Source organism: Flavobacterium sp. HTF (assembly GCF_003105115.1).
Lineage (GTDB): Bacteria > Bacteroidota > Bacteroidia > Flavobacteriales > Flavobacteriaceae > Flavobacterium.
The window spans coordinates 1-13,554 of sequence record NZ_QETH01000024.1; the positions used below are offsets into that span (position 1 = coordinate 1).

General features: G+C 35.1%; 11 protein-coding genes. 9 read left to right on the top strand and 2 right to left on the bottom strand.

The window, feature by feature from the left end:
• The coding region (locus DCO46_RS23220; protein WP_243416285.1) for a hypothetical protein at positions 1-771 on the top strand (771 nt) is incomplete at its 5' end.
• A gap of 61 nt (positions 772-832) precedes the next feature.
• Here the strand turns inward: DCO46_RS23220 and DCO46_RS09545 are convergent.
• Positions 833-1,096 (bottom strand): SemiSWEET family sugar transporter, encoded by a 264-nt coding sequence (locus DCO46_RS09545; RefSeq protein ID WP_116752329.1) that lies wholly within the window; start codon positions 1,094-1,096, stop codon positions 833-835.
• 453 nt (positions 1,097-1,549) lie between these two features.
• On the opposite strand from DCO46_RS09545, the gene DCO46_RS09550 reads away from it, so the two are divergent.
• The 6 genes from DCO46_RS09550 (at position 1,550) to DCO46_RS09575 (ending at position 10,180) form a co-directional block, all read left to right on the top strand.
• A complete protein-coding gene (locus DCO46_RS09550; protein WP_116752330.1) occupies positions 1,550-2,773 on the top strand; it encodes a response regulator in 1,224 nt (407 codons plus the stop codon).
• Between the two features lie 18 nt (positions 2,774-2,791).
• Positions 2,792-6,364, top strand: coding sequence for a response regulator (locus tag DCO46_RS09555; RefSeq protein WP_116752331.1), 3,573 nt, complete (start codon positions 2,792-2,794; stop codon positions 6,362-6,364).
• 6 nt (positions 6,365-6,370) lie between these two features.
• Positions 6,371-6,736, top strand: a complete 366-nt coding sequence (locus tag DCO46_RS09560; protein ID WP_116752332.1) for a response regulator — start codon at positions 6,371-6,373, stop codon at positions 6,734-6,736.
• Positions 6,737-6,743: 7 nt separating this feature from the next.
• Positions 6,744-7,553: a CheR family methyltransferase gene (locus tag DCO46_RS09565; protein WP_116752333.1), complete on the top strand. Its 810-nt coding sequence runs from the start codon at positions 6,744-6,746 to the stop codon at positions 7,551-7,553.
• Positions 7,535-8,119 carry a chemotaxis protein CheB gene (locus DCO46_RS09570; protein WP_116752334.1) on the top strand — a complete coding sequence of 195 codons (585 nt, stop codon included), beginning with the start codon at positions 7,535-7,537 and terminating at the stop codon, positions 8,117-8,119. The genes DCO46_RS09565 and DCO46_RS09570 overlap by 19 nt, the downstream gene beginning before the upstream one ends.
• 126 nt (positions 8,120-8,245) lie before the next feature.
• Positions 8,246-10,180, top strand: a complete 1,935-nt coding sequence (locus DCO46_RS09575; RefSeq protein ID WP_116752335.1) for a metallophosphoesterase family protein — start codon at positions 8,246-8,248, stop codon at positions 10,178-10,180.
• A gap of 472 nt (positions 10,181-10,652) precedes the next feature.
• Here the strand turns inward: DCO46_RS09575 and DCO46_RS09585 are convergent, their stop codons facing one another.
• On the bottom strand, positions 10,653-11,705 hold the full coding sequence (locus DCO46_RS09585; RefSeq protein WP_116752337.1) for a phosphatidylinositol-specific phospholipase C1-like protein: 1,053 nt from the start codon (positions 11,703-11,705) through the stop codon (positions 10,653-10,655).
• A gap of 274 nt (positions 11,706-11,979) precedes the next feature.
• On the opposite strand from DCO46_RS09585, the gene DCO46_RS09590 reads away from it, so the two are divergent.
• Entirely contained in the window at positions 11,980-12,510 is a 531-nt protein-coding gene (locus tag DCO46_RS09590; RefSeq protein WP_116752338.1) for an RNA polymerase sigma-70 factor, read from the top strand.
• A gap of 78 nt (positions 12,511-12,588) precedes the next feature.
• Positions 12,589-13,512, top strand: a complete 924-nt coding sequence (locus DCO46_RS09595; protein ID WP_116752339.1) for a FecR family protein — start codon at positions 12,589-12,591, stop codon at positions 13,510-13,512.
• Positions 13,513-13,554 lie beyond the last annotated feature (42 nt).

Sequence of the window (13,554 nt, forward strand, 5' to 3'; positions counted from 1 at the left end):
GATAAAATACATTTTATGTCTCCCGGCGGAGAAGGAATGAACAGTATAATTGAAACTAAGATTCCGAATCAATATATGGCTTTTAAGCATATAGGAGAACTGTCATATATGCAATTTGATTTGGTTTTTTCTGATGAGGTTACTTTTAGTATTGAATCATTTCATTGTGCGCCAATATTTTTTGCTTACTGCTCGCAAGGACATTTAAAACACAGCTTTGGGGCAAACGGAAGTCTTACAAGTCTTAAAAAAGACCAGTCAGGAATTATGAGCAACAATACCACTATTAATAATGTGTTGTATTTTGAAAGAAACAAGCCTGTCAAATTTTTATTGATCGGAGTTCCTACTGCTACTGTTCAGGTTGAAGACAATGTTGACATGATAGCCAAAATGACTAAAATGTTTATGAATCCTTCCGGAAATTATATTGACGTGAAATCACAAAACGCTCAGATTGCCGAAAAAATTGCCGATTTTGGACGAATTACCCAAAAAGGTATTGTCAAAAATCTTCTTAAAAAAAGCATTTTACAGAGTATCGTAGAAATTGAGGTTATGCAGCACAGTTACAATTATGTTACGATGATTGCACCAATCCTAGATTTGGCCACCAGACAATTAGATGAAATCAAAAGAATTTCAAATATCAATGTATCTGAAGTTTTACACAACATCGGACATGCAGGAAGAAATTATCTTCCAAGATTTTTCAAAGAGAAATATCACATTCTCAACAGTACTCAAAATACGTTAGCTAAGACAGCCTGATATACACCTTAACTTGTAAGACCAAAAAAACAGCTTAAAACAAGCTGTTTTTTTATTTTTATCAGTTTTCCTTTTCGTAATAAATAATAAAATAGACCATTACTAAATTTAAAAATAAGGAAACACTGTTTGTGATAATAATGGGAAGATCGTTTTTGAGAATCCCGTATACAACCCAAACAGCAATTCCGAAAGTAAGGACGCTAAATGTCAAAAGCGAGATCTGCCGTACTTTTTTGGTTTTCCATACTTTATAAATTTGCGGAATGACTGATATTGTGACACATATACCAGCAAAGAGTCCAACAATGTCAGTGATATTCATAGTTAACCGGATTTAGATTTGATTTTTAGAACACTAAAAGTATGAATATGATTTCAGGTATATTGACTTCAATAAAATTAAGGTTGACACAATAAAGCAAACTTCAAATTGCATTTTATGTCATTTTTTCTCCTTTTCAGAAATCGATTCTAAGTAGATTTTAAATTGATTTTGTTGTTTTTTGATTGAAAAACCCTACTTTAATGAGTAAAAGCAGGGTTTGTTGACATTAAAAACAATTACTAATCCTTGCTGGTACAGATTATTATATCAAAACATGGGAATTATGAAACAATTTAGCTTTAGGATAAAAAAAGTCTTCTCCTTTTTTTTTATAAATTTGAAAGTTTGTCACCTGTTTTTTAGAAAAAATTTATTGCTTTAAGACAAAAATCCATTTAAAATTGAGTTTTATTTCAAATATTTATTTCAATAACGTTTTACCCCAATAGAATGATATTAATCGTAGACGATATTAGGGCTAATATAATTGCCTTAAAAAAAACACTTGAACTGCATAATATAGAGGTCGATACGGCCGAGTCTGGTGAAGAGGCGTTAAAGAAAATTTTAAAAACAAACTATTGTCTGATCATTATGGATGTTCAGATGCCTGGCTTGGATGGATTTGAAGTAGTCAAAATTCTTTCAGGAAATAAAAGGACAAAAGAAATTCCCGTGATTTTTTTATCGGCTATCAGTGTCGAAAAAAAATATATTTTTAAAGGATACGAAACCGGCGCAGTAGATTACGTTACAAAACCGGTAGATACAGATTTACTTATTCTGAAAGTAAAAACCTTCATTAAAATTTACGAACAGAAAAACGAATTGAGAGTGATGAAAGACTTACTTTCAAAAGAAATCAAAATTCGAAAAGAAGCTCAGGACAATCTCGAAATCAAAATTGCGGAAAGAACCAAAGAACTTGTTTTAAAAAATGAAGAACTCGAACTCAAAAATCACGAGTTACAGCAATTTTCCTGGGTAGTTTCTCATGATTTGAATGAACCCATACGGAAAATTCAGATTTTCATAAAAATCATAAAAGACCTTTATTTAAAAGAAAACGAAAAGGCAATTGATTATGTGGACCGTACTGTAAAATCTGCAGAGAGAATGCAAACGCTGATTACAGACTTGCTTGCTTATTCCAGATTATCTGCCAATGTCAAGCCCGAAAAAACCGACCTGAATGTTGTTTTACAGGAAGTGCTTTCGGATTTTGATTACCTGATCGAACGCAAAAATGCAATTGTAAAAACAGGAGGACTTCCGACAATAGACAGTATTCCGAGCCAGTTGCGCCAGGTATTTCAGAACCTTATCGGAAATGCTCTTAAATTTTCAGGAAATGCAGAACCACCCATTGTCGAAATTACTTCAGAACTAATAAAAACCAAAGATTTTGACGGAGAAGTTTCGCCGGACGGAAAATACTGCCGGATTATAGTTTCTGATAACGGAATCGGTTTTGATGAAATTTATCTTGACCGTATTTTTATTATATTCCAAAGCTTAAATGATCGTCAGACTTATGAAGGAACCGGAATTGGTCTGGCAATCGCCAAAAAAATTGTAGAAAAACACAACGGATTAATAACCGCTAAAAGTCAGGTAGGCAAGGGCGCCAGTTTTATTATTGTCCTTCCTTTAAAATATGAAAATCAGAATTAAACAACCGGATTAAAACCTATGAAAAGCAATTTTAGAAGAAACTTACTAGTTAGTTCGATGGTTTCGCTATTGGTCCTTACGATCAGCTCTACAGCCTCATACATTAGTATTAAAAATTTGTTGAGAAGTAATTTTTGGGTCAACCATACCCAGGATGTAATTTATAACCTGAATCAGGGTGCTTCATCTATTACAGATGCGCAGACCAAAATGCGGGGTTACCTGCTTACAGGAGATGAAGAACTGGTCAAAGGATATAATGAAGCTGAAACACAGTCAAATGCTTATTTTGAAGTACTGGATGAGCTCACGATGGATAATCCGGCGCAGCAAAAACTGGTGAATGAATTAAAACCGCTACGATCTAATTTCTTTAAGTATTTAAACAACCAGATTGTAAAAAAACGTCTTGGCAAAAACAATGTGTCATTTGATCTTACTGAAGGAAGAAAAATGACCAGTGAACTGCGAAATTATTTCAGAAGAATTGAAAACAGCGAACAGGCTCTTTTAAAAGAAAGAAATGAAACTTCAGAACAATACGGAACATACAGTATTATCCTGATCATTGTAGCGTTTGTTATTGCTTTTGTCATTTCGATTGTGTTTTTAATCAGGATTCTAAAAGACTTTAAAGAGCGAACATTACTTCAGCTTGAGCTGGAACAAAAAGATAGGGAAACAGCCGAAAGAATAAAAGCAATCAGTACAATTGCGTCTAATATTTCGAGCGGAAATTATGATATAAAGGTCGAAGATACCAAGACAGACGCACTGGGCAGTGTCGGGGAATCATTAAACAATATGAGTTCTTCGCTTAAAACTTCTTTTAGTTTATTATCAGAAAAAGAATGGCTGCAAACCGGTATTGCCAAACTTAATAATGTCATGCTGGGTGATAAATCCATGAATCAGCTGTGTAAAGATATTATCGAGTTTTTATGTAATTATACCAACAGCAGTGCGGGTGTAATATACATACTCGAAGGTGATGAACTGTATGCAACTGCAGGATATAGTTATATACCGGCAAAGAACAGGGAAGTAATTATAAAAGGTGAAGGTTTGCTGGGTCAGGCAATCGTATCAGGTAAAATATTAGAATTAAAATCAGTAGCTACAGATTTTATACAAATCAATTACGCACTGGGAGAAATAAAACCTACCCATATTGTGGCGGTTCCGCTTATAGATAACAGGGCAGAAGGCGCGTTGGAACTGGCAAGTATTTACGGATTCTCTGATCTTCATTTAGAATTCCTGAGAATTGTAGGAAATAATATTGGTATTTCCATAAAATCAACCCAAAACCGTAAACGTGTAATGGAGTTGCTGGAAGAAACGCAATCGCAATCGGAAGAGCTGAAAATGCAGCATACGGAACTGGAAGCCATTAATGCTGAACTGGAAGCACAAACAGAGAAACTGCAGGCATCTGAAGAAGAATTAAGGGTACAGCAGGAAGAACTGGAACAAACCAATGAAGAACTTTCTGAACGCAGCGTTTTACTGGAAGAAAAAAACAACGAAATCCAGAAAAAATCGGAAGCTCTTGAACTTACAACACGTTATAAGTCAGAGTTTTTGGCCAATATGTCACACGAATTAAGAACACCTTTAAATTCTATTTTGCTTTTGAGCCGATTGTTGTCTGAAAACAACAGTCAGAGCATGAACAATGAAGAAATAGAATTTGCAAAAGTAATTCAGAGTTCAGGAAACAGTTTGCTTGGTTTAATTGATGAAATCCTTGATTTATCTAAAATTGAGGCCGGAAAAATGGAATTGGAATTTATCGATGTTTCAACAAGCGAAATTACGGACGGAATGTCTAATTTATTCTCTGAAGTAGCAAAACAAAAAAATATCAAGTTTGAAGTGATTTCCAAAGATGCTCCAATTGTCATTAAAACAGACAAAATGAGATTAGAGCAAATCCTGAAAAACCTGATTTCAAATGCGATAAAATTTACTGAAAAAGGGTCTGTAAGCCTGGAAATAAAAGTCAACGACGACGATGATAAGATAATTTGTTTCATTGTAAAAGATACCGGAATCGGAATCCCGTTAGATAAACAGCCGTTGATTTTTGAAGCTTTCCAACAAGCTGACGGTTCTACAAAACGTAAATATGGAGGAACAGGTTTAGGATTATCAATCAGCAGGGAACTGGCAAAATTATTAAGAGGAGAAATCATCCTTAACAGTATAGAAGGAAAAGGAAGTACGTTTACGCTCTGCCTGCCTGTTTATGCAATGCTGAATAAAAAGGTGGTTGTGGAGAAAAACCCTCCGATTGAAATCACACAAGAGATAGCAAATGAAGTAAAAGAAATCAAAAACAAATATATTTCAGCAATTATCCCTGATGAAATAGAAGATGACAGAGATACGATTTTTGAAGGAGACAAGGTAATCCTGATTGTTGAAGATGATATCAGTTTTGCAAAATCACTTCTGGCTTTTAGCCGTAATAATGGTTATAAAGCTATTATTGCCGTTCGTGGCGATTATGCGCTAAATTTTGCGATCATGTACAAGCCAATCGGAATTTTACTGGACATTGAGTTGCCAATAAAAAGCGGATGGGAAGTTTTGGAGGAATTAAAAAATAATATCCAGACCAAACATATTCCGGTGCACATTATGTCATCGCACAAACTAAAACAGGAAAGTTTGTTAAAAGGAGCTATTGATTTTCTTGATAAACCGGCTGCTTTTGACAAAATTCCGGAAGTTTTTACCAGAATAGAACGCATCATTACCAAAGAATCACAAAAGGTTTTAATTATAGAAGACAACCCGAAACATGCAAAAGCATTATCTTTTTTCTTAGAAACGCACAATATTAATTCAGAAATTAAAAGTGAAGTTACTGACGGCCTTGTGGCTCTGAACAAAAAAGAAATCGATTGTGTAATCCTGGATATGGGAATTCCGGACAAACAGGCATATCAGATTTTAGACGGGGTCAAAAAGAATCCGGGCTTAGAAAATCTTCCGGTAATTGTATTTACAGGGAAAAGTTTATCATTAAAAGAAGAAGTAAAAATTAAAAAATATGCAGATTCCATTATTGTAAAAACAGCCCATTCGTACCAAAGAATGCTCGATGAAGTATCTTTATTTTTGCATCTGGTTGAGGAGAATAAAAACGGAGACAACAGAAAAGAAAGTTATAAAAAGCTTAATTTACTGAACAATATCCTACTGGATAAAAAAGTGCTGATTGTTGATGATGATGTACGAAATATATATTCGCTGACAAAAGCGCTTGAAATCTTTAAAATGAATGTTATCACCGCTTTTGACGGTAAAGAAGCAATCAAGGTATTAGAAGAAAATCCGGATACCGATGTAGTTTTATTAGATATGATGATGCCAAATATGGATGGTTATGAAACGGCAGAAAAAATCCGTACAAATCCTAAATTCCTTTCACTGCCATTAATAGCCGTTACGGCAAAAGCAATGACAGGCGACAGGGAAAAATGTATCAAGGCCGGTGCTTCGGATTATATCACTAAGCCGGTAGATATTGATCAGCTATTATCATTATTGAGAGTTTGGTTATACGATAAAATAAAATAATGCGACATGAGTAAAAAACGACTCTTAATTATAGACGACGATCCAAGAAATATTTTTGCTCTGGTAAACACATTGCGTGCTAAATCCTATGATTGTTTATCTTGTTTAAGTGCAGAAGAAGCGTTGAAATTATTGCAGACAGACGAAATCATCGATGCCATACTGATTGACATGATGATGCCGGAAATGGATGGTTATGACGCTATTCCGCTAATAAAAAAAATACCTTTAAGAGAGGATACTCTGATTATTGCCGTAACAGCCCAGGCAATGGTCGGGGACAAAGAAAAATGCCTTGAAGCCGGTGCAGATGATTATATATCGAAGCCTATTGATGTAGATAAATTACTGGAAGCTTTATCTAAAATTTGAATATATTATGATTGAAGATATTGAGTTAGAAACGCTTATAAATGATATTTATGAGTATTATGGTTTTGACTTTGGAAATTATTCCAGAGCATCCCTAAAGAGGCGTGTAAACAGAGTATATCAATTAGACGGATTTTCAAATTTTTATGAGTTTTTATCAAAAGTAAAGTACGATCCCGAATATTATAAACGAATGATTGACGAAATAACGGTAAACGTGACAGAAATGTTTCGCGATCCCTCTTTTTACAAAATTGTTCGTACAGAAATTCTGCCCCAACTGGCAACAAAACCTTTTATAAGATTATGGCATGCAGGATGTTCAACCGGCGAAGAAGTATATTCTATGGCCATAATGCTTAAAGAAGCGGGACTTTTGCATAAAGCCATTATTTATGCGACAGACATCAATTCTAAAGTTCTGGAAACTGCCAAAAAGGGAATTTTTCCTTTACGCATGATGAAAGAGTACTCAGAAAATTACCGTGATTCCGGCGGACAGGAAGATTTTTCCCATTATTACATTGCCAACTATGGCATTGCCAAGTTTAATGAAGAACTGTCTGAGAAAATGGTTTTTTCGCAGCATAATCTGGTTTCAGACAATTCATTCAATGAATTTGATTTTATACTATGCAGGAATGTTTTGATTTACTTTGATAACAACCTGCAAAAAAGAGTAATCAATTTGTTTGATGAAAGCTTATCCCTTTTAGGATTTCTGGCATTAGGAACAAAAGAAACAATAAAATATTCTATATCGACAACTAAATACAAGCAGTTAGAGAAAGAAAAAATATGGAGGAAAGTAAAATAATATCAGACTGCAAAGTGGTAATTATAGGAGGATCTGCCGGGAGCTTAAACGCTCTGCTGCAAATTCTTCCGGACCTTCATTATTTAAATTCTTTTGCACTCGTAATTGTGCTCCACCGCAGAGGTACTGATGATCTGACCCTTGAGGAACTAATTAAAATGAAGACTACCATACAGGTAAAAGCAATTGAGGACAAGGAACGTTTATTGCCCGGCTTTGTCTATGTAGCACCATCAAACTATCATTTGTTATTTGAAAAAGACGATACATTTTCTCTCGATACTTCTGAAAAAATAAATTACAGCAGACCCAGTATCGATGTTTCATTTGAATCGGCTGCAGAAGTTTACGGAGACACTTTGGTTGGGATTTTATTATCCGGTTCCAACAGTGACGGGACAGAAGGTTTAAAATTTATTCAGAAGGCGGGAGGTACTATCATTGTTCAGGATCCCGATTCTGCCGATATGCCGTTTATGCCCAGTAACGCCATAAAAAATATGACACCGGATTATATTTTAAATACAGAAGAAATCCTTAACCTCATAATCTCTATCAATAAATAATCAATTTCCAAAAGATTATTATTCGGTAACAATTGCATAAAATCACTTTGAATTTTAATAATTAAAATTGCAGATTATAAACTTATAAGTCATTTTATAAATCTGGCATTTGCAAAATTGTTATTTATGATTCAGTTTTCCTCTTCTAAAAATAGATTCTTATCCCTTCTTTTTTTCTTTTTTCTCAATATAATTACCGCCCAAAAACAACCAAAACTTGAAAATGTCCAGATTGCTTTTCTGTCAGACGTACATTTACAGGATTTGTTCGGGAAATTTTCTGATACCGATTATCGCGGAATCCTGAATCCGAAAACCGGAAAATACACATTGGTCAGAACGATGGCCTCGCAGCTGCATTCTACGAGAATTTTCAATGAAAATTATTTTGCCTTTATTGCCGCTTTGGATGATATCGCCAGACGAAAAATAAAATTCGTTGCACTTCCGGGCGACTACACTGACGACGGACAGCCAATCCACGTTCGCGGACTGGAAAAAATACTGGATGAATATCAAAAAAAATACGGAATCGAATTTTTTATCACCACCGGAAACCATGATCCGGTCGGGCCGTTTGCACAGGAATCAGGAAAAGAAGATTTTTTGGGAAACGAAGGAAAAAGTCAGCCCATTTACAGCAAAGAAGGCATGTACAAACCCAATTTAGAATTCGAACAGCCGGTTGTAATTACGGCTGATATTGCTAAAATGGGGTATTTGGGCATTACCGACAACCTGAAGGATTTCGGATTTTATCCGGACAAAAAATATAAATTCTGGTCAACGCCGTTTGCTGCGTATAATAGTCTGGACTATACCTATGCAAAAGCAGAACAGGCAGCCTTATTATCCAACAGGGTGTATGAGGTTGCACCGGGTTATGAAGTTCCCGATGTAAGTTATGTGGTGGAACCGGTTGAAGGGCTCTGGTTAATGGCAATTGATGGCAATGTTTATATTCCGAAGAAAAATGCAACTTCAGACCCAAAAGACCCGAAAAATTATGCAGAAGCAAGTACAGGCCACAATAATGTACTTTCGAATAAAAAGCACCTTATCAAATGGGTAGAAGAAATTTCGCTTGAAGCAAAAAAGCAAGGCAAAACTTTAGTTGCGTTCAGCCATTTCCCGATGATTGATTTTAATGATGACGCTTCCGCGGAAATAAAGGAATTACTTGGCCCGAATAAATGGCAGTTAAATCGTGTTCCGGTTGAAGAAGTGGCGCAGACTTTTGCAGATGCGGGATTAAAAATCCATTTTGGCGGTCACATGCACATCAACGACACCGGAATTAGGACTTCATCAAAAGGAAACACACTGGTCAATATTCAGACGCCTTCTCTGGCGGCGTATATTCCGGCTTACAAATTACTGACCATCAAAAAAGATAATCTGGTCGATATACAAACTATTACAATTGATAAGGTTAAGCGGTATGATGAGCTTTTTGATTTGTATAGAACAGAATATCAGTTTCTTCAAAGCAAACAAACCAAAGACATCTGGAATATTGATATTCTAAAAACGAAGAATTATCATGATTTTACCGATTTTCATTTAAAAGAATTAGTCCGCCTGCGTTTCTTGTCAGATGACTGGCCTGTGGCTATTAAGGATTTTATTCTGAATATTTCCGGAGAAGATTTATTGGTTTTGGCGAATATCCAGTCGGATAAAGATTTTGATGCAATTCTCAAAAGCAAAGAGAATTTCAAAACAGAATGGGCTGCTGCGGAGCAAAAAGCAATTAAAATTTTAGCAGAAAACAATCTGAAAAAAGAAGATTTTAAAAAATGGAACGGTTATGATTTACTCGTAGATTTTTACCGTTTCAGAAGCGCCGACGAACTGGCTTTAGCAGATGTAGGAGAGAAGAGAGTTCAGCAATATAAGGTGCTGTACCAATTGTTTCTTGAGAATAACAAAGAAAGTAAGGCACCTTTAAAAAATCAAATGCGTTTGTTTTTTACCATCTTTAGTAAATTTATGCATGAAGTTCCAGCGGATCATTTTACGGTTGATTTGAAAACAGGGGTGGTTAAAAGTCTGAAGTAATTTTAACCGCAAAGAGCGCTAGGATTTTACGCAAAGTTCGGGAAGTTTTTTTCACGCAGATTTGGCAGATTGAGCAGATTTTTATTCTTATTTTGTGTCATTGCGAGGAACGAAGCAACACCACACTAATACGGACACAAAATAGGTACTTCATATATCAACGAATTAATACCGTACCCTCCGGAACTTTACAAACATAATTTCAAAAAAGAGACATAGGCTCTATCCATTTTGTAGGGATGGATTTTAATCCATCCTATATAAGGCATATTAATATAAATAAAACAAATAAGAATAAAAAAAATCTGCTCAATCTGCCAAATCTGCGTGAAACAAACCATTTAAAAAAATCAGGTTTCAGGTTTCAAGTTTCAAGTTTCAAGTTTCAGGTTTCAGGTTTCAGGTTTCAAGTTTCAAGTTTCAAGTTTCACGTTGCCACAAAACCTGAAACCTCAAACCTGAAACAAAAAAACTATTTAACCGGATTCACTCTCACATAACTCCCGTCATCATATTTGACCTGATAAGGCGAGTTAAAAAAAGTACTTGGCAGATAATAATCGGTTGTAATGATTTGCGCGCCGGATTTTTTGGCTGCTTCAAAATGCGAGTAGTCGTTTGCTCTTGCTTCTTTAGTATCAGAATCAGCTCTGGTACGAATGATATATCCCTTTTTCACCAAATCGGCAATTTCAGGATCCTCAGCGTTATTTCTGAACATTGCTGCCGCTTCCGGTTTTCCAGGTTCTGCGTTTATAAAAACGGCGCGTCCTTTTAGGGACGGATGATTTAATGCGTACAAATCTCTTTTTGCGCCGTTGTTGTCTAACAGAAAGAAAAATTTTCCTTTGGCTTTTTTTAGTGTTGGCCAATTGCCTTTTAAAACAGCTTCTTCAAGCGTATTGTATTTTCCTCTCACCATATCCGGCGTGATTAGTTTATTCCCCAGACCTTTACGAAGTTCTTTATCCAAAGCGTCGAATAATTCAGGGGTAAATTTCTCCGCTTTCGTCCCTAAGAAACTATCATCATCTTTTGGTTCTAAAGTGATAAAAACCGGAATATGATCAGGGTTGGCATCAGACCATTTTTTTAGCTCTGCAAGACAGCCTTGAAGTGTGTAGCAGGAAGTCCTGAAATCAATATCAATCATATGGAAAACCTTAAAACCCGGTTTTTTCATTTCTCCATCTGGATCATAAGCCTCTTGTGATTTTGCGAGATCCAAACCTTTTGGATGTGCAAATTTCCCACCTTTAGGATCGCCCTGAATATCAATTTCAAGATTTCGCAAGCCTTTGTTTAGCTGGTCAGTAAGGGAAATATGCGTGTATTGCAATCCTTTTAAAGAACGCGTCGTGTCTTTTGCCTGAATTAAATTGTATAAATCTGTTTCGATGGCATGTCGGTAACTATTGTGTGAACCAATTACCTGTATCTGATTAAGTTTTAGGTTGTCGTCTTGTAGCTGCGCGCTGCAATGTATAGTGCCCGCAAGAAATAATGTAAACAGAATTTGTTTCATGATTTGAAATTGAAGTTTGTAATAATTGAAAAAGGGAAAGGGAAGAAGAGCTGAGAATACTGCCGCTTTTTGGAATTACTAAATTAAAATCGGAATCTGGTTTTTGTGTTAGTTTAAAAAAAAGAAATCGCAAACAGATTATCATTTCTCAGACAAAAAAGTAGTATTACTACAGCAAAAGAATCCTTTATTTAATTTAAACTTAACCTTCAGGCAAAAAGCATTGGTATAACATTTTATTATTTTACACTATAAATGAACCGTAAATTTTGCTATGAATAACCCTGAAATTTTTGAGAAAACGTATACCGAATACTGGAAAAAGTTAAATGCTTTTTCGTATACAATGACTCAGGATAAAGACTTGGCGCAGAACATAGTTCAGGATGTTTTTATTGATTTGTGGGAGAGAAGAGAAGAGCTGAACATAAATGCAATTGAACCTTATTTGTTTCGTGCGGTAAAAAACCAGGTTTTCAGACATTATCAGAATAATCGTTTTGATAAGACGATTTTAGAAGATAAATTCGAAGATTACATTATCGACAATTTTACGTCGATTGATCCTGAAGTTATGGATCTGCTTTATTCCTTATTAGAGAAACTTCCTGAAAAAAGAAAAGAGGTTTTATTAATGTATAAATTTCAGGATATGTCTATAGATCAGATTGCTTCTGAACTTGGATTATCCAAACAAACCGTCAAAAATCAGATTTCTTCCGGATTAAAACAATTGCGCGAAGGCCTGAAAGATCTGGCCTGGATGGCTCCTTATATTATTTTGCATCAAAATTTTTTAAAATAACTTTTCGCTAACGGTTTCATAATATTTGCGGATAGTACGATTCCTCATTTCCTGTACTTGTATATAACAACAAGTATTATGGTAAAAAGAATTAAGCACAGTTTAGAATATCTTATAAATAAAAGTGTTCAGAATAAAACGTCAAAAGCAGAAGAAAACCTGTTAGATCATTTTGCTTTTACAGAATATAAAAATGCAAAATGGGATGAAGCTTCGATGGGGAACAGCGACGAAGTTTCTAAAAATATATATGAAAGTATTCAGCTTCGAATAGAGAAGAAAAAAACTTTTAAACCGTATTTTAAATATATGGCTGCTGCCAGTATTCTTTTTCTTGTTGGTCTGGGGATTCTTTATAAACCGAATGTATCAGACGAAAAACAGTTTACATTAAAAACTACATCCTCTCCAAAATCAGTGAGACTGAGCGATGGTTCGAAAATTTATCTGGCAGCAAATTCTTCATTTCAATACCCTGCACAATTTAGCGGAGAAGAAAGAAAGGTGTCCTTATTAAAAGGAAACGCTTTTTTTGAAGTAACCAAAGATAAAAAACACCCTTTTATTATCGAGTCCGGCGAGATTAAAACCAGAGTTGTCGGGACTTCATTCCATATTCAGTTTTCAAAATCAAAATGTGAAGTAATTGTGGTAACCGGAAAAGTAAATGTTTCTGCAAAAGGGCAAAGCATTGATCTGGTTCCGAATGAAGAAGCTTTGTTTGTTGATAAAAAGCTAACCAGGCTTCCGGTTGATAAATTTCTTTCGATCAATTGGTACACAACAGATATAACGCTAAACCAGGCGACCTTAAAACAGGTAATTACCATTTTACAATATAAATACGGAGTAACCTTTGAGTGTAAAAACCAGGCTGCGCTGACTATGCCGGTAACCGTTTTTATAGAAAAGAATGCTTCGCTGGAAAGTGTCTTAAAGCAAATAAACTATATCACAAACCTAAAATTCAATATATATGACGGAATAGTACAAGTGAACTAAAAACAAAAAAAGCAGTTGCTGAGAACAACTGCCAATTAATAA

Bases quoted from the DNA above. Each gene is read 5' to 3' on its own strand.
- DCO46_RS09545 (WP_116752329.1), bottom strand. From the start codon at position 1,096: ATGAATATCACTGACATTGTTGGACTCTTTGCTGGTATATGTGTCACA.
- DCO46_RS09550 (WP_116752330.1), top strand. From the start codon at position 1,550: ATGATATTAATCGTAGACGATATTAGGGCTAATATAATTGCCTTAAAA.
- DCO46_RS09555 (WP_116752331.1), top strand. From the start codon at position 2,792: ATGAAAAGCAATTTTAGAAGAAACTTACTAGTTAGTTCGATGGTTTCG.
- DCO46_RS09560 (WP_116752332.1), top strand. From the start codon at position 6,371: ATGAGTAAAAAACGACTCTTAATTATAGACGACGATCCAAGAAATATT.
- DCO46_RS09565 (WP_116752333.1), top strand. From the start codon at position 6,744: ATGATTGAAGATATTGAGTTAGAAACGCTTATAAATGATATTTATGAG.
- DCO46_RS09570 (WP_116752334.1), top strand. From the start codon at position 7,535: ATGGAGGAAAGTAAAATAATATCAGACTGCAAAGTGGTAATTATAGGA.
- DCO46_RS09575 (WP_116752335.1), top strand. From the start codon at position 8,246: ATGATTCAGTTTTCCTCTTCTAAAAATAGATTCTTATCCCTTCTTTTT.
- DCO46_RS09585 (WP_116752337.1), bottom strand. From the start codon at position 11,705: ATGAAACAAATTCTGTTTACATTATTTCTTGCGGGCACTATACATTGC.
- DCO46_RS09590 (WP_116752338.1), top strand. From the start codon at position 11,980: ATGAATAACCCTGAAATTTTTGAGAAAACGTATACCGAATACTGGAAA.
- DCO46_RS09595 (WP_116752339.1), top strand. From the start codon at position 12,589: ATGGTAAAAAGAATTAAGCACAGTTTAGAATATCTTATAAATAAAAGT.